Origin of the sequence: Vreelandella neptunia (genome assembly GCF_034479615.1) — a bacterium.
GTDB lineage: Bacteria > Pseudomonadota > Gammaproteobacteria > Pseudomonadales > Halomonadaceae > Vreelandella > Vreelandella neptunia.
This window is the reverse complement of the sequence record NZ_CP140255.1, coordinates 1319133-1343008: the sequence shown is the minus strand read 5'-3', so window position 1 is coordinate 1343008 and position 23876 is coordinate 1319133. Positions and strand designations below refer to the sequence as shown.

Annotated in this window: 14 protein-coding genes and 1 pseudogene; 3 read left to right on the top strand and 12 right to left on the bottom strand. The window is 55.2% G+C overall.

Annotated features, from left to right (window positions below):
• Positions 1–149: 149 nt before the first annotated feature.
• The gene (locus tag SR894_RS06110; RefSeq protein ID WP_246638145.1) at positions 150–4148 is read right to left on the bottom strand and encodes a beta strand repeat-containing protein; all 3999 of its coding nucleotides are present in this window, start codon (positions 4146–4148) and stop codon (positions 150–152) included.
• 247 nt (positions 4149–4395) lie between these two features.
• Entirely contained in the window at positions 4396–5301 is a 906-nt protein-coding gene (locus SR894_RS06105) for a hypothetical protein (protein ID WP_223288253.1), read from the bottom strand.
• 649 nt (positions 5302–5950) lie between these two features.
• Between SR894_RS06105 and SR894_RS06100 the strand changes: the two genes are divergently transcribed.
• Both SR894_RS06100 and SR894_RS06095 read left to right on the top strand, forming a co-directional pair.
• The gene (locus SR894_RS06100; protein ID WP_223288254.1) at positions 5951–6334 is read left to right on the top strand and encodes a hypothetical protein; all 384 of its coding nucleotides are present in this window, start codon (positions 5951–5953) and stop codon (positions 6332–6334) included.
• Between the two features lie 128 nt (positions 6335–6462).
• Entirely contained in the window at positions 6463–7995 is a 1533-nt protein-coding gene (locus SR894_RS06095) for a class I SAM-dependent methyltransferase (protein WP_223288255.1), read from the top strand.
• A gap of 149 nt (positions 7996–8144) precedes the next feature.
• Here the strand turns inward: SR894_RS06095 and SR894_RS06090 are convergent, their stop codons facing one another.
• The gene (locus SR894_RS06090) at positions 8145–8318 is read right to left on the bottom strand and encodes a hypothetical protein (protein WP_223288256.1); all 174 of its coding nucleotides are present in this window, start codon (positions 8316–8318) and stop codon (positions 8145–8147) included.
• Positions 8319–8729: 411 nt separating this feature from the next.
• Here SR894_RS06090 and SR894_RS06085 point away from each other — a divergent pair, with 411 nt between their 5' ends.
• On the top strand, positions 8730–9926 hold the full coding sequence (locus tag SR894_RS06085; RefSeq protein ID WP_223288257.1) for a trypsin-like serine protease: 1197 nt from the start codon (positions 8730–8732) through the stop codon (positions 9924–9926).
• Positions 9927–11832: 1906 nt separating this feature from the next.
• On the opposite strand, the gene SR894_RS06080 is transcribed toward SR894_RS06085, so the two are convergent.
• The 9 genes and pseudogenes from SR894_RS06080 to SR894_RS06045 all read right to left on the bottom strand — a co-directional run bounded on the left by SR894_RS06080 (position 11833) and on the right by SR894_RS06045 (position 23821).
• A complete protein-coding gene (locus tag SR894_RS06080; protein WP_133730247.1) occupies positions 11833–12051 on the bottom strand; it encodes a DUF6447 family protein in 219 nt (72 codons plus the stop codon).
• A 142-nt stretch (positions 12052–12193) separates the two neighbouring features.
• Positions 12194–12433 carry a DUF6447 family protein gene (locus SR894_RS06075; RefSeq protein ID WP_133730246.1) on the bottom strand — a complete coding sequence of 80 codons (240 nt, stop codon included), beginning with the start codon at positions 12431–12433 and terminating at the stop codon, positions 12194–12196.
• Positions 12434–12495: 62 nt separating this feature from the next.
• The gene (locus SR894_RS06070) at positions 12496–13275 is read right to left on the bottom strand and encodes a SapC family protein (protein WP_223289029.1); all 780 of its coding nucleotides are present in this window, start codon (positions 13273–13275) and stop codon (positions 12496–12498) included.
• Positions 13276–13436: 161 nt separating this feature from the next.
• Positions 13437–18584 (bottom strand): DUF4347 domain-containing protein, encoded by a 5148-nt coding sequence (locus SR894_RS06065; RefSeq protein WP_223289030.1) that lies wholly within the window; start codon positions 18582–18584, stop codon positions 13437–13439.
• 128 nt (positions 18585–18712) lie between these two features.
• A complete protein-coding gene (locus SR894_RS06060) occupies positions 18713–19438 on the bottom strand; it encodes a phage tail protein (protein WP_223289031.1) in 726 nt (241 codons plus the stop codon).
• 467 nt (positions 19439–19905) lie between these two features.
• Positions 19906–20181 (bottom strand): annotated as a pseudogene (locus SR894_RS22935) (hypothetical protein); the annotation flags it as partial.
• Positions 20182–20445: 264 nt separating this feature from the next.
• Positions 20446–20706, bottom strand: coding sequence for a hypothetical protein (locus tag SR894_RS06055; RefSeq protein ID WP_223289032.1), 261 nt, complete (start codon positions 20704–20706; stop codon positions 20446–20448).
• 94 nt (positions 20707–20800) lie between these two features.
• Complete coding sequence (locus tag SR894_RS06050; RefSeq protein WP_223289033.1) at positions 20801–23077, bottom strand: beta strand repeat-containing protein; 2277 nt, start codon at positions 23075–23077, stop codon at positions 20801–20803.
• Between the two features lie 48 nt (positions 23078–23125).
• The gene (locus tag SR894_RS06045; protein ID WP_223289034.1) at positions 23126–23821 is read right to left on the bottom strand and encodes a helix-turn-helix domain-containing protein; all 696 of its coding nucleotides are present in this window, start codon (positions 23819–23821) and stop codon (positions 23126–23128) included.
• Positions 23822–23876: the final 55 nt, after the last annotated feature.

The following is a 23876-nucleotide window of genomic DNA, read 5'->3' as shown; positions in this document are numbered from 1 at the left end:
GGAGAGCGCGAGATAGACCGGTCGTCTACCCCGCCATGAACAAACGAAAGGCTTTGCCAAGCACAGCTAACACGATTACGGCAAAGTGCATGCAGAACGAAGTGATGCCGCAACGACTCCCCCGCCACAAGGGCGAGGGAGGTCACCGTTTATCCCCACAGCCCCTCATCGGCAGCCGTGATTATACGCCCCTCACCTATGCCGTATTGCATATAGTGGTTCAGGGCTCCGATGCCTGTAGCAACAATATCTGAGTTGGCCTCTTTATAGGCGGTAATATCCATCCAGGCGGAGGGGTTTCGGTTCTCGGCCTCGCCGAACAGCCGATAGTGCTCATAGCCACTCGCAAAGTTACCCTGCTGAATAGCGCTCGCCACATCTACGTTAGCGGCCCGATAACCCGCTTCATCAAAAAGCACGTTAGGGTCGCGCCCCTCGCGCTCTCCGTACTGCACATAGTGTGCATAACCACTGGCGAAGCCACCTTGGTTAACAGCGGCCGCCACATCCGTATGCTGGGATAGATAGAACGCCTCATCGAAGACAAGATTGTCCCGTCCGTTGCCTTCAGATCCCGCTTGACGCCCCTCACTGCGGCCATATTGCTGGAAATGAGCGCGCGCATTGGCGAACACCCCTTGGGTGATCGCCTCCGCCACATCGGTATAGCGGCTGACATAAAAGGCTTCATCGAAACTGGTCACTGCAGTATTGACTAGCTCGGGAGCTTTAGCCAAGATCACCTGATCAGCGAAGCGCAGCAGTTCAATGCCTGTCAGCGTATCCACGCCGGTAGCCGCAGAGCTTATCGTCAGGCTTCCATCGCTAGCCTGATCACGCTGGACACTGTTTTTCACGGTATCGAAACGGGCCACATCCACTCCCGAGCCACCGTTCAGTTGATCATTGCCCTCCCCGCCAAACAGGCGATCGTTACCCGCATCGCCGAAGAGAAGGTCGTCTCCCCCTTTGGAACCGATCACATCATTACCGCCGCCACCGTGAAGCTCGTCGTCACCGGCTCCTAGAACGATAAATTGATCGGCATTATCCGCAATCACCACATTATTACCGGCGCCGCCACTGATTGATGTTGCACCAACAATGCTGGCGAAATCGATATTATTGAGCTGAATAAGGTTGCCACTGGGCAGTGCGCTAGCATCAATAACGAAGGCCTCAAGATGGTTACTACTTGCACTGCCGTTTCCGGCATTTCCGTTGATCTGAATAGGGGTATTGGCCGAGGCGCTGCCGCGGTCACTAAGTATCAGCGTGCGGATGTCAAGCAGCATGCCATCAGGGCTAGTGGCAAACCACTGCCTGACAATACTGGTCTGATCACCCAGGTTGCCGGGCTGTTGAACACCGATACTATCAATCAGATCTATTTGCGCCTGCTGATTGTTGACGGCGCTGCGCGCGCCTTGGTTGATCAGGCTCACACTTCCGGGCAGCGTAACGGTGACCTCGTTGCCGTTACCGCTGTTCTCTACCAGTTTGGAGCTACCGCTACTACTGCCAGTGTTGGTGATTGTCTCGCTAAACGAGGGCTGCCCTGAAGGAGTATTGGGCTGTGGCGTGGGCGGGGTGACCTGAATAGGGGCTGGAGCAGGCGGCGGAGCAGGTGGTATTGACTCGTTCACATCAGTGACGCTAATGGCTAGCGTCAGAGGCGTTGCTCCTCCGTTACCATCGCTGGTCTCAACAATCACCTCGTAGGTGCCGTCCTTGTCGTGATCCGTGGGCACCTCAAAATCCGGGGCAGTATTAAAACTCAGGGCACCGGAGTTGACATCCAGCGAGAACAGCGCACTGTCCGCGCCCCCTTGGATAGAATAAAAGAGCTTGAGATTATCGACATCGGTGGCTGCAAGCGTGGTAACCGAAAGACTGTTCTCGGGCACCGCAAGGGTGGCCGCCGTGGTAAACACCGGCGCATCGTTGACCGGCGTTATATCCATCCCGACCTTACCCACCACAATGTCCGTGCCACCCCCAGCACCGCTATTACCACCGTCATTAATAGATAGCGTAAGGTTCGCAGCAGCTAAACCGGCGGCATTCGCAGCACCGGTATAGAGCATATTGGCGGGTGTATTAAGATAACCATTCACAGCCGCTAAAGTGCCGGCCAGGGTCACTGTGTCGCTGCCATTGCCCGATAGATTCACCGCCCCGCTGGCCGCCAAACCTATACTTCCCGTAGAGGCCTTGAGGGTAACCGTCACGTCCCCCTTGCCGCTATCGACATCGCTAAACGCAATGCCGCGAAGATCAATGGTTGAGGCAAAATCCTCTATAACGGTAAGGGTAAGAGGTAGCCCGGTGACTATCGGGTCATCATTGGTGGCGATAATAGACACCGAAGTGGAGCCCTGCGCTATTCCTGCCCCACCGGCACCCTGCATACCTGTGTTTCCATCGCTAAATAGATAGTTCAATGACACAGAGCCGCTTGGGTTATCACTGCTGTTAGCATACTGGATCGTTTGCAGCACCTCGTTTACCAGCGCCGTCGTCGCTCCACTGCCAAAATTAACATTCAGCGCGCCGCCCGCATTTGACCAATTGGCAAACGTAACTCCCCCGGTCAGGAGAATATTTCCTAAAATTGAATAGGAGGCTCCCTCCGTGTCGAAAGAGAGCTGATCCTCAGCATTCGAACCAAGCTGGCGTGAAAGCGTTAATGAGGCACCATTGAAGTCGCCGACACCATTATTGAAGGTAACCAACTCTTCGTCGGTAATGCTTAAATTACTATTAAGCCTTACCGGGCTTGAGCCTTCGGTAAAAATTGGTGCACCATCCAGTCCGGCAAAGGTAGGAGCCGCATTGCCTTCTACTAGCGTAATGGAACGCGCAGCTACCGTGCTACTCAGTTGGCCATCGTTAATGGCGTATTCAACCGTGCGCGGGAGCGTGCTTGGGTTCTGTGACGTATTGGCATAGGCGACGGAGCGGAGCGCCGCTTGCCACTCGGCCATGGTCGCCGAGGCACCTGCTGAGGTCAGCGTCATGGTGCCAGTTAGCGTATCAAAGCTGGCGCTGATATTACCCATGGTGGTGCCACTGTTGGTAAACAATAGCGCATCTTCATTGCTAACGTAATTACCGCTAATGGTAACCACCGCCTGAACCAAAGTAGCACTGTCTATATCAGAAAGCGTCAAACCGACATCAATAGGCTTAGCACCCTCGCCTTCGATAAACGTTAATGCACCCGTGGAGGTAGTGACTTCAGGCGCGTCGTTTACCGCCTGCGCTACTACCTTGCTGGTAATATTTAGCGAGGTACTGTTATAGCCGGGTTCTCCGTTATCGCGTAGCTCAAGAAGTGTTATGTCACGTGCGCCCGCCGTAGGGTTCTGCCCACTGTGCCGGTAAGCCATGCTAGCGAGCAGAGAGTTCATATCAGCTTGACTGAGTGACACTCCACTAACGGTTACCGTTGCGCCTCCCCCCGTCGTGGAAACAGCATAACTACCGCCGCTAACCAAACCATTACTATTAGCCCCCAAGCTAATATCGACCCCGCTCAGTGAAATAACTTCTTGCGCGCCCTCTTTAACACCAGAGACAGAGAAAGTAAAACCGGTAAAACTCTGCCCTGTATCGTTGGTATTCGCATCCACACCACTAAACAGAGTGACTGCCTGCTCATCTTCGATAAAAAGCGGGTTTTCAGGCGTAACTGATAACGTAGGCAGCAAACCGGGAGGGGTGGCCACTACGTCTAATGACAGTTTGTAGTCGAGAACCACCGTACCATTACCCATCATCAAGCTATACAACCCAGGCTGCAAATTGAAAGCTTTGGTAAAGGATTCTAAGGGGCGGCTCTCTATAAGGTTGCCAAAGAGGTCACTCAAATAGAATTGAGTACCGCTATTGATTACTATATTGCTCACCGTAAGGGTTATGCCTTGAACCTTACTATGCTGCGGTACTTCCAAAATAATGGTGTCGGAGCTATCGTTTGCACCTCCAGACTCAATATGGCCCTGCCAAACGTTGGCACCGGATTCATCGAGCACCCAGGCGGCGAGGGTTGGTTGGCCGAGGCTATCGGTGCGCGCTGCGAAATCGTTCACATCGCCACTGACAGCCTCATCATAATTAATCGGCCCTACTGGATTTATCTGCATATTGCTCAATTTTTTCTCCCCCTGCCTGGCATTGCTTACCTGTGGCAAAAGCCTTTTTATGAAGAACTACTTAACCAACCCGTGAGAAAACTGCTACTGCTTTCAAAGCTGGAAATATTACTCCCTTTTTAAAAGTGCATCGCTATTTTTTATCAGTCTAAAAAATGACATTAGTCGTAGCGTTTACCTAGCCAACTAACATGCTTAAAAAGATAAAGGACTTATATCAAGACCTCAGCGATGCCTTTCACTCCCCCTGCCCGCGGATCACCAACTGACCTAACGCACGGTTTACCTGGATCACCGTTGTCACAGTGCTATTACGCCTCTGCTGAGAGGTATGCCACTGCTGATTGTGTGCTGCCAAACAGGTTCTCAACGCCAACACTCGGCCCTGGTCGGGAGCGTCAGGAAGAGAAGCATTCGTTGCCAGCAGAGTGTTGCGTAGCAACGCAAACAGTGAGGCGTTCATCGGATTGCCTTTAAGAACCGTTTCGCTCGGTGCAAATTGACCCGCCTCAGTTAAGGCAATCATATAGTTACTGGCGGACTGAAACTGAACGACGCCGCTTTGGGTCACGCTCACTAACGGGAAGTAAGGAGCCAGCCCTGGCAGAATGTGATTAGGATAAAGCTGCGCTTGCCAATAGCGCGCCGCCACCCTGGAAAAATGAACAAAATCGCTGATAGGTTTTAACCGCGCATGCGCAAAAGGGAGTATCTCCACCGGTGGCTTGGTAGGGTCAACGGTATCGTTGGCCACATCCACATACAGGGTTCCCACCAAAAGCGCATTCTGAAAATAGTCACCGCGCAGATCCCCCCATACCTGTCGAACGCAGCCACCGTGGCGAACAAAGTGCATTAGCGCCTGGAGCCCCCGTGCAGCCGCCGGCTGTAGCGTTCCGGTACCAAGCCGAGGTAACCGCTGGAACGCCGCCTGAGAAATCTCCAGGCACTGACCCAGCGGATAAGCCTTGCCCTGTTTATACGGCCTCGCCTGGACTAGTTCAGGATCCAACGAGTGCCGCAAGTCTATAAAGAGCTTCTTGAGCTCACCAAGCACGGGCAGTAACCACTGCGTCGTTAATGCCTCTTGAGCAGCTTCATTTTCGATACTGGGTTCGTTGGGTAGTAGCATTATAGTTGCCATCAATCCTCGTCTTTAGCTCTCCACCCGATGTGAAAGGAAGATCTTTCACAAGCGGTGTTATAAACCGCCCGCCTCGGCAAGGTTTTGGCCCTCATCACGAAAGCCGCGTATCAATTAATTACAATAAAAAGCCTGTAGCCACCTGAATATTCTACAGTACGGTGAAGCCAAAGGCTGATAAGGCAACGGCTGTTAATATCGCAACCGATGCGCAGCTTGCTCTGACGCGAAGCAACTCCAATACAGTAGAAAAGATTAACGCTTCCGTGAACACGGCGGGCGTTGACGTTAACCTAACAGCCGCAGAAGGCCTCACCTTACACCGGTTCCGGAAATACCATCATACTGAAGGAGCCGGGCGCCGTGAGCGGCGGCAAAGGGAAGGACACTTTTATAGTGGCCGATGACTCCAGCGCCGCTGCGTCTCAGGTTGGCCAGGTACGGTGATTAAGCTAACAGGGTTGTTAGATCTTACCGGCACAACTATTGATGACTTCGCCGTTGCTTAAAAGGGGTTCAATGCACTTAAAATACATTTAAGATAACTTATCAACTCCTCTCTTAGCGTTCGTAGTGAAAAACCAGGTTAGAGTGTCGTGTGCAAAATTAACGTACCTAACCCCAGTGGGGGAATCATCAAGGAAACTGTATGGATCTTATGGATAGTCAGATGGAATTTAGCGACAAGGTAACCATCGCGTTCGCAGCGGCTGCGTTTGTGATTGCTTTGTTGACTATAATTTTAAGCATTGTTAATACAACAGTAGCGGCTCAGGAGGGGCGTATTCAGCTGTTATTAAATAAATTGCTTGAAATAGATTTCCACGAAAATGGACAGCCCTCCCCTGAAGTACTCGCGTTGCTTCATGGTAAGACTGTTCGAGTGGAAGGGTATTTGCCCAAAAACAGGCTGATTGAAGCTATCAGGAAATTAGAACGAAAAAAAAGGCTCTTCACCATTATCTTCTTAGCGACAGAATTGATTATATTTTCATCACTGGCCGCTTTTTGGTTTCATAGTTTAGGCGTATAGCGTCTACCGCTCAAGGCATCTTCAATAACCCCATTTCAATATATGGGGTTTTTTAATACCTCAAAATGCGTAACTATCACCTTGAGGTTTCTGGCACTATCCTACACAAGCTACTGAAAGGTGACTCAATGAGTGATTGGACCGCTGGTTACGTGGCCGATATTGGCTATACCTACGGCTACTACGGAGAGCTCAACCCCCTACGGCTAAAGCTGGCCTTTCTCAATGCCGGGCTCGACTTTCCCGACATAGGCACAGCGTGCGAGTTGGGGTTTGGTCAGGGAATCAGTATCAACAGCCATGCAGCAGCCTCACTGGTGGAGTGGCACGGAACGGATTTCAACCCCTCACAGGCGGCGTTTGCCCAGTCGGTAGCATCAGCCAGTGGCGCCAATGCCCATTTGCACGACGACGCCTTTGATGCCTTCTGCCAGCGAGATGACCTACCGGATTTCGACTATATCGGCCTGCACGGCATCTGGAGCTGGATCTCTGATGAGAACCGGGCGGTGATTGTCGATTTCGTTCGCCGCAAGCTCAAGGTGGGTGGCGTGCTCTACATAAGCTACAACACCCAGCCGGGCTGGGCTTCCTTTGCGCCGATGCGCCATCTAATGCGCGAACATGGCGAAGTGATGGGTGCCGAAGGCCATGGCATCGTCCCCAAGGTTGACGCAGCGATTAACTTTGCCGAGCAGCTACTGGCAACCAACCCCACCTACGCACGGGCCAATCCCCAGGTCAACGAACGCCTAAACCAGATTAAAAACCAGAACCGCCAATACCTTGCCCACGAGTACTTCAACCACGACTGGTTGCCAATGCACTTCTCTACCCTGGCTGAGTGGCTATCATCCGCCAAGCTGGGCTTCGCTTGTTCGGCGCACTATCTCGACCACGTGACCGGCATCAACCTCACCCAGGAGCAGCGAGCACTGCTCGAGCAGTTGCCCGACCGCCTGTTCCGCGAGACAGTGCGCGACTTTATGGTCAACCAGCAGTTCCGTCGCGACTACTGGGTCAAGGGCCCGCGCGAAGTGAATGGACTTGAACGCAGCGAACAGCTGCGCGCCCAGCGCATCATACTGACCAGCCCACGCCACGATGTGTCGTTGAAGGTTAAAGGCGCGCTAGGTGAAGCCGATATGAACGAAGCAATATATGCGCCTATTCTGGATGCGATGGCTGACCATAAGCCCCGCAGCCTGGGAGAACTTGAGAAAACTCTGCAAGAGCGGGTAAACCTCGCCCAGATCAGCGAAGCGGTCACGGTACTGATTGGCGGTGGCCACATCGCCCCGGTGCAAGACGAAAATACCCTCCAGAAAGCCAAGAAGCGCACAGACAAGCTCAACCTGCATCTAATGGATAAAGCCCGCGGGAGCGATGACGTTACCTACCTGGCCAGCCCCGTTATTGGCGGTAGCGTTAAAGTGGTTCGCTTTCACCAGTTGTTTCTGCTCGCCCGTTCCCAGGGCATACAGCAGCCCGAACAGTGGGCAGCGTTTGTTTGGCAGCTGCTTAAGTCCCAAGGCCAACAACTGGTCAAAGAGGGTAAAACAGTGCAAGGCGATGAGCAAAATATCGCCGAACTGAAGGAGCAAGCTATCGCCTTTGCCGAGCAGCAACTACCCATCTTAAAAGCCTTACACATCGCCTAACCGCTGCGCATCTCATGGGATAACCAGCGCCCACCTCCGAGCCGTTCAATAACCGACGGCAGGCGGTCAACCAGGGGTCGCCCGTTTATCAATTGACCGGCGACCCAACTCTGCTTAGTTAATCCCACAAATATCGAGGCTTACCCGGCTTATTCTTCAGAAGGGTAAGTGGGCTGAAGCTTGATAATCAAGTGACCTGGGGAGGGCTGCGTGATCAACGCCTCATAGTGATCAGGGTGATGATCCACGTAGTGTTGGAAGCGTTCCATAACATCAATCAATTCATCGGCTAGCGCCTGTTTTTGTGAAGGTGTTAGGGGCATAGTAACTGTCCTTATGGTCGTGAATGCGTGCTGCTTTCTACACATCCCACTGTTTTTATTTATGTTTAAAACGCGATCACAGGGTTCCCTAACCCTTTGGTATGACGCACCATGTCATTATAACGTGTGACGTAACGTAAGTATTTATCGATATTAGTAACTTACAACGTTGAATGGGTAATTAAATGGAGCGTTTTGCTACTAAAAAGGCTACCGCTTGCGCGATCCGCTGTATTCTTGCCCTTGCAGAGCACCTTCGGTTGCCTTGGCCCCTAACAATCTAACGGTGAGAAAGTCTCCATCCACTCGGTATATTAGTGACTTACAATCCGACTGACGATAAACAAGATTGTCAATTATCGTGAAACCCGATGTTTGTCATCCAGCTCAATACTCAGCGAGGTAATGCACATGGTCACCGTCACCCGCGATCCTGACCGCTACCGGGTCTTACCTGGCGAAGGCTACGACGGCGTTGTCCAAGTCTTGGCTGAGGGCTTTTACGGTTCAGGCACACTGCTTTACGGCGGCCGGGCTGTGTTGACCTCAGCCCACGTACTGGAAGGCACCAATAACGTTTCGGTGCGCATGGACACTCCTGATGGGCGTATAAACCTGCCAGCCTCTCACTATGTCCTACATCCGCTTTATGAAACCAACGGTGTAAACAATGACCTCGCGTTAGTGTGGTTAACTGACCCTGCACCGGTAACCGCAGAACGAAGCGCGCTCTACCGGCATAGCGATGAACTCGGCAACGTAATAACCCTTGTTGGCTACGGCCTCACTGGCGATGGAGCCACCGGCTATATTGAGAGTGGCACTAATGCGCCCACTAAACACCTTGCTGAAAACCGCTTCGACACCACAGGAGAAGGATTGAAAGCAGCCTTTGGCCGCAGCATCAACTGGGATCCATTGGCAGGCTCTCAATTAATTATCGATTTCGACAACGGCAGCAGCGCCAACGACGCACTAGGTGTGCTAATGGGCTTAGACAATACTGGCCGTGGCGCTGCAGAAGGAATGATCGCCCCTGGCGATAGCGGCGGCCCCGCCTTTATTGGCAACAAAGTGGCAGGTATCACCACTTACTCAGCATCACTCAGCCGTAACGACCAAACACCCGATGTGAATGACCAATTGGATAGCAGCTTTGGCGAAATAGCGGGTTTCCAGCGGGTGAGCCACTACCAGCAGTGGATCGATCAAAGCCTGCGCCAGATGGACACAAACGCCCCTACCCGACCAGAAGATGTGGTCACCTCGATTCAAGAAGGCAATAGTGGCACGCAGTTGGTCTACTTCCTGCTCGAATTTAACGGCGTGCGTAGCGACCCAGGCCAGTGGTTAAGCGTTGACTACGCCACTCGCGATGGCACCGCCAACGCTGGAGAAGACTATCTGGCGGTAGCGGATACATTAATTCTCTACCCTGGCGAAAACCAAGCGACGATTGCCGTTGAAGTGATTGGCGACATGACCCCCGAGCCGGATGAAACCTTCTATCTGGATGTGTTTAATCCGGTCGGCGGTAGTTTTGGCGTCGGTGTTGCCCAACTGACTGCCGTGCGCACTATCCTGGATGACCATGGCTGGCTAGGGTGATTGAGCACGCTTAAGCTGTGGAAGGTGGCTAGCAAGGAGCAGGGTCGCCAGCTAAAGCTCCCTTCCAAAAGTAGCTCCGACAGGCTGGAAGCATATTGTAGGAGGCCACTTCAGCGGGCGAACAGAGTATCCGGCTGGAAGCTCAAACGGTCGCGAGCTAAAGCTCCCTCACACAAGTGGCTCTATCAGGCTGGAAATTAATTGTGGGAGGGCGCTTCAGCGCGCGAAGGGTGCCGAAGGCACCCCTTAGGCTGATAAGGCTGGAAGCTTGAACAGTCGCAAGCTAAAGCTCCCTCCCTCAAATGGCTCCGCCAGGCTTGAAGCATATTGTAGGAGGCCGCTTCAGCGGGCGAACAGGGTATCTGGCTGGAAGCTCAAACGGTCGCGAGCTAAAGCTCCCTCCCACAAGTGGCTCTATCAGGCTGGAAATTAATTGTGGGAGGGCGCTTCAGCGCGCGAAGGGTGCCGAAGGCACCCCTTAGGCTGATAAGGCTGGAAGCTTGAACAGTCGCAAGCTAAAGCTCCCTCCCTCAAATGGCTCCGCCAGGCTGGAAGCATATTGTAGGAGGCCGCTTCAGCGGGGGAACAGAGTATCCGGCTGGAAGCTCAAACGGTCGCGAGCTAAAGCTCCCTCCCACAAGTGGCTCTATCAGGCTGGAAATTAATTGTGGGAGGGCGCTTCAGCGCGCGAAGGGTGCCGAAGGCACCCCTTAGGCTGATAAGGCTGGAAGCTTGAACAGTCGCAAGCTAAAGCTCCCTCCCTCAAATGGCTCCGCCAGGCTTGAAGCATATTGTAGGAGGCCGCTTCAGCGGGCGAACAGGGTATCTGGCTGGAAGCTCAAACGGTCGCGAGCTAAAGCTCCCTCCCACAAGTGGCTCTATCAGGCTGGAAATTAATTGTGGGAGGGCGCTTCAGCGCGCGAAGGGTGCCGAAGGCACCCCTTAGGCTGATAAGGCTGGAAGCTTGAACAGTCGCAAGCTAAAGCTCCCTCCCTCAAATGGCTCCGCCAGGCTTGAAGCATATTGTAGGAGGCCGCTTCAGCGGGCGAACAGGGTATCCGGCTGGAAGCTCAAACGGTCGCGAGCTAAAGCTCCCTCCCTCAAATGGGTCTATCAGGCTGGAAATTAATTGTGGGAGGGCGCTTCAGCGCGCGAAGGGTGCCGAAGGCACCCCTTAGGCTGATAAGGCTGGAAGCTTGAACAGTCGCAAGCTAAAGCTCCCTCCCTCAAATGGCTCCGCCAGGCTGGAAGCATATTGTAGGAGGCCGCTTCAGCGGGCGAACAGAGTATCCGGCTGGAAGCTCAAACGGTCGCGAGCTAAAGCTCCCTCCCACAAGTGGCTCTATCAGGCTGGAAATTAATTGTGGGAGGGCGCTTCAGCGCGCGAAGGGTGCCGAAGGCACCCCTTAGGCTGATAAGGCTGGAAGCTTGAACAGTCGCAAGCTAAAGCTCCCTCCCTCAAATGGCTCCGCCAGGCTTGAAGCATATTGTAGGAGGCCGCTTCAGCGGGCGAACAGGGTATCCGGCTGGAAGCTCAAACGGTCGCGAGCTAAAGCTCCCTCCCTCAAATGGCTCTATCAGGCTGGAAATTAATTGTGGGAGGGCGCTTCAGCGCGCGAAGGGTGCCGAAGGCACCCCTTAGGCTGATAAGGCTGGAAGCTTGAACAGTCGCAAGCTAAAGCTCCCTCCCTCAAATGGCTCCGCCAGGCTGGAAGCATATTGTAGGAGGCCGCTTCAGCGGGCGAACAGGGTATCCGGCTGGAAGCTCAAACGGTCGCGAGCTAAAGCTCCCTCCCACAAGTGGCTCTATCAGGCTGGAAATTAATTGTGGGAGGGCGCTTCAGCGCGCGAAGGGGTCAACGCGATTCTGTAGTGGCATGGAGCGCCCTTATCCCGGCTGGGTGTCTCAGTGCTTGGTTTTAGATGGCTCTTTAGGTAGCTCTGCGGCTAACGCGTTGGCGTAGGCGGTACGAGCGGTTTGAAAGATCGCTAGCTGCTGGTTGAGCTTTTCGATCTCGGCATCGGTGACGCGCAGGTTCACCACCTGGCTGCGGGCAGCCTCGGAAAGCTCCGCCAGGTTGTACTCGGTGCCATCAATGGTAATGGTCTGGGGTTCGTCTGCCATGAGTCGTTACTCCTTTGTTTACATTCACCTGAAGGTGTTATCGCCCTTTTAGCTGCCTACTAAAACGCCGATTAAATAATCGGCACAAAAGGCACACAGCCCGCTAGCGCAAGACTAAACAGGCCGACCAGCAGTGTAACCCTCAATGGGTAGCCGCCGTTTTTTTCTTGGCCGCTGGCTTTTTCTTCTTCGGTAGCTCTTCCCCCAGGGCACGGGCGTAGGCGGTACGAGCGGTTTGAAAGATCGCCAGCTGCTGGTTGAGCTTTTCGATCTCGGCATCGGTGACGCGCAGGTTCACTAGCTGGCTGCGGGCAGCCTCGGAAAGCTCCGCCAGGTTGTACTCGGTGCCATCAATGGTAATGGTCTGGTTTTCATCGGCCATGATTACTTACTCCTTTGTTAAAACGTTGGGTACCACAAAAGCCATGTTCAAAGGGGCAACGGTTAATCGAAATCGAACATGAGGTCGTCATCATCCATGCCATCGAGCACGCTATCAAGGTTTTCCGGTACTTCCTGGGTAGCGCCGTGTTCAGCGTGGAACTTTGCGCGATCTGCCAGTTGGTTAAGCTGCCCCATGGAGAACATCTGGGCATAGGCAAGCGCCATGGGCGCGCCCTTCAAGGTGGCGAACACATCGGCTTCCAGGTTGATAAGCGCCGCTTCATTGATACGGTAGAGACCGTTCACCGTTAACGGCTCCTGCCCTTCGCCCCGCTCAATGGTCAATGGCCACTGCTCAATCACTCCGGCACGCTGTAACGCATCGCAGGCCTGCTGGGTAGCCGCTCGGTTGCGATCGCACTGGGTTAAAAAATCCAGAGTTTGGGCGGCGGTGCCCGCCAGCTTGCCTTCGTCATCAAACAGGGCGTCACCCTGGTTCTCACTGAGGTGATCTGCGTCGATGGCGAAGACTTTTTCCCCCGGCTGTTCGCTGTTGGCCAAGGTAAAGGGGTAACCGCGCAGGCTGGCGGGCACATAGGTGCCCAACCATTTGCCATTGGGGGCCACATAAAGGTTCCGCTCGCCCACCCCCAGCAACACCATGGGCTGGAAGTGCTCGCCCTCTTTGAGCAACACCACCACATAGTGGGGCAACAGTTTGGGCAGTTCCGCCAGCAGAATTCCCGCGACGTTTAGCTGATCCGCAAAGTGGTAACCATCCCTGGGCAAGTAACCAAGGCCCGCGTGCTGGCTAGGGGAAAGTGCGATCCATTGGGGCATAACAACTCTCGACTCAAAAGGCATTAATTCATTGTGGCCGCCAGTGTAACAAAAAACCCCCGGCCGAGGCCGGGGGTTTTAGGTACGCTACCTATCTATTGATAGGTATCCTTCTCAGTAATTTCTGACCATTAGACTCCACGATCACAGTAAACGCTTGTTTACCCCCACAGCCCATCGTCGGCCGGCACGACCACCCGCCCCTCGTCATAGCCGTAGCGCAGGTAATGACCCAGAGGCTCGACACTGGCCTCGGCGATGTCCGGGTTAGCCTCAAGGTATTCGCTCTGGTCGAACCATGCCGACGGGTCGCGCCCCTCCTGCCAGCCCCAGGTCTGGTAGTGCTGGTAGCCACTGTCCAGCTCGCCGCGCTGGATCGCCGCATCAACGTCCGCGTTAGCCTCGCGGTAGCCGCGCTCGTCGAACAGCGCATTGGGCGAACGTCCCTCGGCGGTTCCATAATCACGGTAGTGGGCAAAGGCGTCGATGTCGCCCGCCGCCACCGCTGCGGCGACATCGGGGTTGGCGGCCAGGTAGAGCGCCCGGTCGAAATTCATTGCCGCAGGGTCGCCCAAGCGCCCCTCGTCAGCCCCATAATGTTGGTAGTGCCACTCCCCACTGGGAATGTCGCCGGCCGCCACCGCAGCCGCGACGTCAGGGTTGGCGGCCAGATAGAAGGCCTCATCGAAGCCACTCGGCTCAATCAGTGCCGGCGCCTTGGCAAGCATGACCCGATCATCGAAGCGTAACAGTTCGATGCCTTTCAGCGTGTCGCTGCCCAGGCTACCGGCATTGACGATCAGGCTGCCGTCATCGGCATAACGGAACGTGGCTTCGCCAGCGTCGAGTGCAAAGCGCGCAATATCGACGCCACTGCCACCATCGAGGGTATCGTTGCCTTCACCGCCAAATAGCCTGTCGTCGCCCGCGTCACCATAAATCAGATCGTCGCCGCCCTGCGAGCCGACCAGATCACGCCCACCACCGCCATGCAGTTCATCGTCACCGGCGCCGAGCACAATGGTCTGCGCCGCATCGTCGGCGCTCACCACATTGTTGCCGGCACCGCCACTGAGGGTGGTCGCGCCGATGATGCTGGCGAAGTCGATGTTATCGAGCTGGATCCGGTTGCCGCTAGGCAACGCGCTGGCATCGATGACGAACGCCTCCTGATGATCCGAGGCTGCGTCATCGACGATGCCGGTGATCAGGATCGGCGTGTTCGTTGAAGCACTGCCGCTGTCGTTGAGGACGAGCGTGCGAATGTCCAGTAGCGTGCTACCGGGCCGGCTGGCGAGCCACTGGCTGGCCACGCCGGTCTGGTCGGTCAGGTTGCCGGGTTGCTTGGCATCGATGCTGCCAATCAGGTCAGCCAGTGCCTGCTGAGCATCGACGGCGCTGCGCGCCCCCTGATTGACCAGACTGACGCCGCCCGGCAGCGTGGCCGTCACCTCGTTAGCATTGCCGCTATTCTCGACCAGCTTGGTGCTGCCCGGGGTATTCCCGGTGTTGATGATCGTCTCACTCACCGAGGGCAAACCTGAAGGCATGTCCGGTTGCGACACAGGCTCGGAGACCTGGATCGGGCCGGGGGACGGATCGGGATCGGGGCTCGGCGACGTCTCCTCGACGTTGGTCACCGTCACCGCCAGGGTGTGGGCCGTTTGATCCGTGCCGTCAGCAGCCGCGACGGTCACCTCGTAGACGTTGTCGGTGTTCTGGTCTTTCGGGCTCTCGAAATCCGGCGCGCCGGTAAATGTCAACGCCCCGCTGTTGGCATCCAGCGAGAACAACGCCGCATCGGCGCCGCCGGTGATGCTGTAGACCAGCGTATCGCCCTCGGCGTCGGTAGCAGCCAGGGTGGTCACCGCCGTGGTGTTCTCGTCCATGCTCAACTTGCCAGGCGTGGTAAACACCGGTGCGTCGTTGACGCCGACGAGCGTCACGGTGACCGAATCATCGGCATCGGCCAGCGCGCCGCCACTGCCCTGCGCCCCGCTATTGCCATCGCTGAAGCGATAGGCAATCTCGACACTGGCCGGTGGCGCGTCGCTGCCGTTGGCATAGGCAATCTGCTGCAACGTGCTATTGACCCGCGCCGACGTAGCGTTGCCATTGAAGGTCAGCGTCAGCATGCCGCCGCTGTTGGCAGTCACGGTGCCGATAGTGGTAGCGCCAACGTCCAGGTCGCCCCCCTCGGTCAGCGCCCCCAGCTTGCCGGTGGCGAAAAAGCCGTCGTCGGCATTCTTCCCGCCCTGGCGGGCCAGGGTCAGGGTGGCACCGGCATAATTGCCCGCGCCGCCGTTCGCGGCATCGAGTTCGGGGTCTGCAATACTGGCGTTTCCATCCAGCACAACGGCGGATCCGCCCTCGATGAAGCTCGGCGTGGCGTCGACGCCGGTGAAAACGGGCGCATCGTTGACGGCTTGAATACCCACCGTCACCGTCGAAGTGGCGGAAACGGCGCCATTGCCGCCGGCGGCGTCCCGCACCGTCACCGACACCTCACGGCTCGTTTCCGAGGGCGTATCGCTGGTGTTCTGATAGGCGAGATTGCTCAGCATGACATCCACCGCTTCGCCCAGGCCCGGCTTGGCGGCACCGGTAAGCGACAGCACCAGGTCGGCCCCGTTGGTGCCGCCCGACACGTCAGCCACCTTGACGGCTGCCGTGCCCGCGTTGCCGTCATCGTCCCAAAAGACTTCCGAACCGACCAGCGTCAAACGACCATCACTGCTTTCCTGAAGGGATAGTACGTCCTCGCCGGCGGCAGCGCCCCCCGCTATGGATACCGTCAACGCGCCGCCATTGAAATCCGTACTGTCCACGTCGCTGACGGTGGCATTGCCCCCCATATCCAGACGCACGGGCGCGCCCGCCTCGGTAAAAGTCACCGAGTCGCCGTCCAGGCCGCTCAACACAGGCGGGTTGGGCGTTACCGCAATCGTGAAACTACCCGACGATGTCGCGTCTCCGCCGTTCAGCGTGCCGTCCCCATCGTTCAGCTCCAGCGTGAAGGAGCGGTCGCCGAGTCCCGAGGGGGCTTCGTAGGTCAGCGCGCGAATCAGCTGCTGAATAGTCGCATCCGTCGCATTGGCGTTGAACGCTATGCCAAGCGTATTCCCGCCCAGCCCGTCGTCGGCAGCATCGACCATGCCGATGGTGGTGCCGCCAACGGCGATTGTTTCTCCGACGCTGATCGCACCATCCCCCCCTGCGGTGACTTTGATGCCATCCAGCCCCCAGCTACCGTTGGTCGTGCCGGTGTTCTGGGCCAGGGTCAGGGCACCGCCGTTGTAGTCGGACGAGTCGATATTGGAGAGGGTCGCATCGTCGAGCCCGGTCACGTTGACGGCGCCGCTACCGGCCGTCACCTGGCTGGAAGTATCGCCGAAGATCCCACTGACCGACGGGGCGTCGTTGACCGCAGTGATATTGATCGGCACCGAGCCCATGGATACATCGCCGGAGCCATCGTTGTCATTGACACTGAGGGATAGTGTCGCGGCACCCACACCGTTGACATTCTGGGCCGGGGTATAAATGACGTTCGAGGGCGTATCGAGGTATGAATTGATATTAGACGCGGAACCGGTGAGCACCACGCTCGACGTACCATTGCCGGATGGCGTGACCGAATACCCCGAGGGATTCGCCAAACCGATGGTGCCTGCCGAAACGGCAAGTGTTACCGAGATCGAGGCGCTATCGGGATCGACCAAGCTACTTGCCGAAATGTCGAGATTACCGGGCTGATCTTCGTTGATGGCAATCCCCGCCGGCAAATTGCTGACCGTCGGGGCATCGTTGGTCGGCGTGATACCGACCGTGATCTGATTGGTACCGCTTGCCACATCCGTGCCGTCGCTGAGCGTATAGTCGAGCGTCACCGAGGCAGGCGGGGCATCGGAGCCATTCTGATAGGTCAACCGCTGCAGAACGTCGTTGACCAGCGAAGTCGTCGCCACGGTACCTGACGACGTGAAATTGATCGTCAACGCACCACCGCTCTGGGTGTAGGTCGCGAACGTTAAACCACCGGATTGCAGGTTGCTACCGGATACCGTGAAGCCGACACCGCTGGTATCGAATCCCAGGCTATCCTCGGCATTGGCGCCACCGTTGCGGGCGATGGCCAACGAGGCGCCGCTGTAATCGCCATTGCCGCCGTTGAGCGCATCCAGTTCGGTATCGGCGATGGTGGCATCTGCGTCGAGTAACACCGCAGCATCGCCCTCAATATAGCCAGGCGTAGCATTCAGATTGGAGAAAGCCGGAGCGTTGTTGGAGGGAGTGATAGTGGCCTGGAAATAGAGATCGAAGTCGTTTTGAGCCACCCCATCCGCATACATGATGCCGCCCGTATAATCCCCATTCGAGCCGGTAGCGCCGTTTTCTTCAAGCCCCCAGGCCGGAAAACTCCCCGAATCATGCCGTAATTCGAATGTATAAACGGAACCGTTCGTGACACTGATCGGTGAATTCAGTGCCACTGTCTGGAAATGATAGTCCTGGTTGTTAGAGTCCACGGAAACGGTAAACGTCTGGGAAGTCAAAGGACCACCGACGAAGCCATCGCCCGAATAGACGTTGAGGGTCACGTTTCCCCCCACCTCCCCAGCAACGACCGCGATACTCGTCAGGTCGCCGCTGGCAGTGGCCGTGAACGACTGGGAAAATGTCACTCCCGTGGCATTTGTGAGAGCACTGCCATAAGCATTGCCAGGATTATTCTCGATGACAGTGGCCAGATCGTGGCTATAGCTTGCCATAGCGGCTTCGGAAAACACAGAACCGGCCGTCACCGTGCCCACGGTACGATCCAACACCCAATCCCCCGAAGTACCGATCACGGTTGTCGAGCCCGCCACGTTCTTCCCCGTCAGATCGGCAAATCCCACGAGAAAATCGCTTCCTACCTGACCGGCAGCGACGCAACATCCGTACAGCAGTATGTCGGCCGTCTCCGACAGGGCTTTACCCCAGGACGAGAGTTCCTGGCTGGAGGCATACAATGCCCCCAGGGTCAGCTCGGTCTGACCCAGGGTGAGTTGTCCCTCACTGCCATGGCAGACGATATGCAGGCTCTCCAGATGCGAGTATCGCGACAGAACCTCGGTCATCCATGGAATCGTAATTCGCGACCCTGGCACAATATGAACGGCCGTATCATCGTCAATGTCGCGAATCAGGGCTTCATAATCCGCCACCTCGCTGTCGATGAATACGACTCGGCGAGTGCCGCTGGTGGCTCCCGCCTTCGGAGCATTGAAAACGTGACCGCCCTGCACAAGAGTCGCGATACTCATCTTTTCACCCCTATCTACCATGAGTCACCAACGCACCGGTGGCGGGCAACCTTGTCTTGGATACTAAGACGCCACTCGCCTTCGTTACCTACGATGGTGAGTGGCAATGCATCATAAAACTGACATCATTAGTTTCTGGGTGGATAAAGCCCTTCGGTCGCCATGCAATGGGTCAATGGCGTGACTGGCCCACGAATATTGAAAGCGTTCGAGTTCCCGGTTAAACCGACATTGATATTGCCGCCACTGAGAGCCACATCAAACCCCTCCATCGTGACTGGGCTGCCCGTTCCAGACCCGTAAATGTTGGCCTCATCAGCGACTTGAAACGAATTTTTCGCCACTGTCTGGAAATGGGAGTTTGAGGCCGAAGGTGTGGGCGATGCACCATTACCGTCATAAGCCTTCAGCGAAGCGCTGATGGCTGCCGAAGAGAGAGTCGCCGTATGGTTGTGTACCGGCATTTCGGCAACCGACAAAGTATGCGTTTCCCAACCTTGATACTGGCCCAGTCGCATGAGCGACAAACCGTTGCCCTGGCCAGTCCCTACAGGCGAACGTCCCCGCATGTCCGGAACAGCGAAAGAGGATCTGCAATCCCCTCCCCATTCGCATCCCAGAAGAGAAAACAGCGCCTGATTTGACGAAACGGAAAGCGTCTGTCCTGCCAACTCGATATAGTTCACCGGACAAAAGTTGGCAGCCGTCGCGCAGACCGATCCAATATAGACCGAATCAGGCGGGCCACAGGTAGCCTGAGCTTGGGAGACACCGCCAATTGCGCCGATAATGGTCAGCAACGCGAGGGGGGCTCGACCGATTATCCATTGTTTTTTTGAACGCTCTTTTTGCACATCCTTCCCCTTTTATAAAAAATAACAACTTATTATTAGAATCAGCAACTTACTAACCTCGCTGGTTAGCTAATCGCAGACATTATCAGCAGGCTTGGTTGGTACTTTTCTTTCCACACTTTCTCGTCTACCTGTACTGAGAAAACATCACCAGCCGATGACCAGCTTTCTCATACTAGGATATTAGCGAGTAATACCTAGGAATGACAGCCATCTCAGCGACGAAAAGCCCCCTTTTTCGAAGGCATATCGTTACTTTAAATCGGTAAACTAAATTTGTATGACTCGTCATGCTTAAATAAAAAATTAGCCATCAAACAAAATCTGCGAAACCGCTATCCTATGGCCCATACGACAATCTGGGCTACAGCGGCTCGACGCCGACCTGGGCGATGTTCGGGTTGGCATTGAGCTATAGCCGTTCAGCGTAGGCAGACTCGCGGGACGACTCTGCCCTGGGGCCTGGGTCAGTAGGATGGGGGCGTCGACCGCATTCCAAGGTCGTTTCCATGCGATCCTAAACGACAGACGCTGTCCCCTGTTGGCCAGAGTAAAGGGGTAACCAAGCAGGCTGGCGGGCACGTAGCGTAGCTGCCCAACCATTTGCCATCGGGAGCCACATACAGGTTCCGCTCCCCCAGCAGCACCATGAGTTGGTAGTGCTCGCCCTCTTTGAGCAACACGACGACATAGTGGGGCAGCAGCTTTGGCAGTTCCGCCAGTAGAAGTCCCGCAACGTTTAGCTGATCCGCAAAGTGCTAATCACCCCGGGGTAAGTACCCCTGGCCCGCGCGCTGGCTGGGGAAAAGCGCAATCCATTGGGGTATAACGACTCTCGACTCAAAAGGCGTTAATAGTGGTGGGCAGTGTAACGACAAAAACCGGCACCGGGGCCGGGGGTTGGTCAGTGGCATAGGCTAGGCGTTTGCCTTACTCAACATCAAAGAGAGAGCCAGTCACGGTTGGTGCTGGGGGCCACCACCTTGCCGGCGTCAGCAGGCACCCCATCACTCCGCCGCGTAGCTTCCGCGTAGGGTGTCCAGCCGTTTACGGCGGTTGGGCTGCTCGCCCTGACCGTCGAGTACGACGATCTCGCTACCCGGCAGGCACGGCTCGACCCGGTTACGCAGCCATTCGGCAATCGACCAGGTGCGGTTAGCGGCGTTCTGGTAGTCATAGTCGTCCACCTGTACATCCACAGTCTCGCGCACCACCAGGCGGATGCCTTTCAGGCGCCAGACGGTCTCTTCGAATTCCTTAATGGTCATGCAATCCTCGTTATCAAAGAAAAACCCCCGGCCGAGGCCGGGGGTTTAGGTACGCTACCTATCTAGCGATAGGCATCCTTCTCAGAGAGAGGGATTAAGCGAAGTTGAAGTCTGCTACTGTCAGGGTCGACAGATCAACCGTGCCAGTCAGCTTCACAGCGATATCTGTTGCTGCGTCGAATGTCGCACCAGCAGTGTTGTCTTGCACAACATAAGTATCAGCACCGTACTGGAACCAAGACACTGCTGCGTTGGTGCCACCATTACCTGCCGCTGCAAGATCCAAGGCATCAGTTAAGTTAGTCGCAGAAGAAATATCGACTTTAGTTGATGCAAATGTCTCAGTGCCTAGGTCAGCGAGTGTCAACTTATCAGCACCGACTGTGAAGTCAGTAATGGTAGAGACATTGCCAACTGCAGCTTTAATGTCGAAGACATCATTGCCTGCGCCACCGGTGAATGTACCACCGTTTGCAGATGAAACGATGGTATCGTTACCTGCACCAGCTTCGACAGTTGCCTTTTGCGTCAGAGTGATGGCGTCATCTGCAGAACCACCTTTAACCGTCAGGCCAACTCCTGCTTTATCGTCAGCCACAACGTTAGTAGTGTTAATACTAAGCTTGCCGGTCGCTGCAGAACCATCGATCATTTTAACAGCACCACCAGCATTCGCACTGGTATTGGTTCCGTTAGTTCCAACGAAAGTCAGGTCTAGGTTTTTATCACCAGTGATGGTTAAAGTCTGCAGTTTGTCATCGGTAACAGCAATGCTGTTCCAAGTATTACTGCCACCTGTAGAGGCGATGCTCACAGACTCAATACCATTTACGACTACCGTGCCTGCTTTAACGTTGGCGGCAGTTGCCGTAGCGCCCGTTACATCAGCACCGTTAAAGGTGACAGCAAAGCTATCAGAAGTACCTGTAGCAGCACCTTTAACACCGATAGTAGTAGTACCACCGGAGTTGTCACCTGATACACTCAAGCCCGCTCCAGCCGCTACGTTGGATACTGTTGCGCTCGTGCCAGTACCACCTGTAAGGGTTAGACCATCAATGGTAGAGCCAGTCATTAGCTCAACATCAAGGTTTGCTGCAGCAGACAGATCCAGTTCTTCAAAGTTAACGAACTGCTTAGCGTTACCAGCATTGATCAGGGAAGCAGAAACAGTGTCACGGCCTTCACCAGCATCAATAGTGGTGGTTGCTGCTGCGGTAGATGTTGCTACAGAACCGCCGGTGCCATCTAACAGCTTATCATTACCTGCACCCAGATTAACTGTGGAACCAGCTGCGATAGCAGACTTCAGCGTAACAGTGTCATTACCAGCATTGGTATTGACAGTTGCCTTATTAGTCGCCTGAATAGCAAAGCTATCATTACCAGCACCGGTATCTACGGCAACAGTAACAGCCGCCAGATCACCAAGTGTCAAGTTGCCAGTAGCTGTTGAAGCATTCAGCTTCGTGGCAGTTGTCACAGGAGCAAGAGCCAGTGCTGCATCACCAGTAATATTCAGAGTTTTAGCTGCAGTACCGCTAACTGTGACATTGCTCTTTGAGCCAGTCGCATTAACGTTAATTGTTTCAGCAGCAGAGCCAGCAGCAACACTCACACCAGCAACAGCAGCGCCTGTCGAGTCGTAACCAGCGTTATCGACATTGACATTAAGTGCTTTGGAAGTACCGTTGGTTACTGTGGTTGCAAGAGCGGTATCCTGGTTCTTAACAGTGACAGTGTCGACAGCAGCGCCTTTAACAGCAGCTGTTGCGCCAGCAACATTGTCCAAAGTTGCCGCAGTCATAGTAGTACCAACAGAAGTGGTAGTACCAGCAGCGCCACCAAGGTTATCGATGGTTACTACACCACCGCCCTTAACAGAAACGGAAGTCAGGTCTTTACCGGTGACTCCGACTGTACCAGTACCGGCAGTACCAGAGATAACGCTAACAGCTTTACCACCAGCGATATCGACTTGGTTGTTACCAGAAACAGTCAGTTTAACGTCGGTAGTACCAGCAGCTTTAAGGTTGCTACCAGTAGCAGTACCCGCACCAGCTGCAACACCGGTGAAAGAAGTCAGGCCAGTCAGTCCAGAAACGTCAAAAGCAGTGCCTGCGCTAGTACCAATTGCACCATTAGTAGTAACACTAAGGGTTTCTACGTTAGATACAGTGAAGCCTGCAGGTAAAGCAAAATCAGCGTTAGCCGCAGTAGCAGTGTCGGCAATGTTCAGAGTATCTTTACCAGCGCCACCATCAATGCTATCCAAGCCACCCAGAACAGTGCTGGCAGTAGTGTTCGTTGCATTGAATGTGTCGTTGTTATCAGTACCCGTCAGATTATCGACACCTGTAGTGAGAGCCAATGCAGCTCAAATGAATCATAATAGCTATATCAATCACTTACCGCCGCTTTATTCCTCGCTTTCGCCCGATCCTCCCTTCGTCCTCCGCGATCGTTTTTCCGCCGCTGCTCGGCGCAGTTTCTTAAAATCATCTTTATCAATTAAATCAACGCCTTGGAGATAGCTGCTCATATCCTCCACTGTCCCCCGCGCATCCGCCTCACTCGCCGCGACTTGCACTTGGCGAAGAGACTCAGCGCGGTGGGCGTGCGCATCCTGCTGAGCCTGCTGCCAAACAGGGTCAGCCGGTGAAGGAAAGGGGCGCTGCCGAAAACGCTCCATCACCGGTGAGCGTTGGGTTTCCGCCAGCGCCAGCAATCGCTCGAAAGCTGAAGGGGCCATCTCGGCGGGACGCTCAAACACGGCGAGTTGATCGCGCAACTCGGCTTGATCGGTCAGCGTTTCCAGGCTCAACGCCATGGCCGTCAGGTTGAAATGCACCTGCGCCCCTTTCTGTGGGTCGAGGGTGATCTCTGCGCCTAGTTGACGAAACGTATCCAACAAGTGTTCGAGAGTCGACTGCCGAGCACGCTCGATACCACGCAGTGATTCGATGCGGTCGAGAGTCGGCCGGGATACCCCGGACAGCTTCGCCAGGTCATGCTGACTCAAGCGGTAGAAGGTGCGTAGTGCGCGGATGAGGATGGCGCATTGGTAGGCACTGCTAAGGGTGGGGCTGGGTGCGGCGTCAATGGGCTGAGACATGACCGTTCCTTTATGTAGCTTATTTGAATCATATGGCCTATATTGTGCCTTGTTA

Bases quoted from the DNA above. Each gene is read 5' to 3' on its own strand.
- SR894_RS06110 (WP_246638145.1), bottom strand. From the start codon at position 4,148: ATGCAGATAAATCCAGTAGGGCCGATTAATTATGATGAGGCTGTCAGT.
- SR894_RS06105 (WP_223288253.1), bottom strand. From the start codon at position 5,301: ATGGCAACTATAATGCTACTACCCAACGAACCCAGTATCGAAAATGAA.
- SR894_RS06100 (WP_223288254.1), top strand. From the start codon at position 5,951: ATGGATCTTATGGATAGTCAGATGGAATTTAGCGACAAGGTAACCATC.
- SR894_RS06095 (WP_223288255.1), top strand. From the start codon at position 6,463: ATGAGTGATTGGACCGCTGGTTACGTGGCCGATATTGGCTATACCTAC.
- SR894_RS06090 (WP_223288256.1), bottom strand. From the start codon at position 8,318: ATGCCCCTAACACCTTCACAAAAACAGGCGCTAGCCGATGAATTGATT.
- SR894_RS06085 (WP_223288257.1), top strand. From the start codon at position 8,730: ATGGTCACCGTCACCCGCGATCCTGACCGCTACCGGGTCTTACCTGGC.
- SR894_RS06080 (WP_133730247.1), bottom strand. From the start codon at position 12,051: ATGGCAGACGAACCCCAGACCATTACCATTGATGGCACCGAGTACAAC.
- SR894_RS06075 (WP_133730246.1), bottom strand. From the start codon at position 12,433: ATGGCCGATGAAAACCAGACCATTACCATTGATGGCACCGAGTACAAC.
- SR894_RS06070 (WP_223289029.1), bottom strand. From the start codon at position 13,275: ATGCCCCAATGGATCGCACTTTCCCCTAGCCAGCACGCGGGCCTTGGT.
- SR894_RS06065 (WP_223289030.1), bottom strand. From the start codon at position 18,584: ATGAGTATCGCGACTCTTGTGCAGGGCGGTCACGTTTTCAATGCTCCG.
- SR894_RS06055 (WP_223289032.1), bottom strand. From the start codon at position 20,706: ATGACCATTAAGGAATTCGAAGAGACCGTCTGGCGCCTGAAAGGCATC.
- SR894_RS06045 (WP_223289034.1), bottom strand. From the start codon at position 23,821: ATGTCTCAGCCCATTGACGCCGCACCCAGCCCCACCCTTAGCAGTGCC.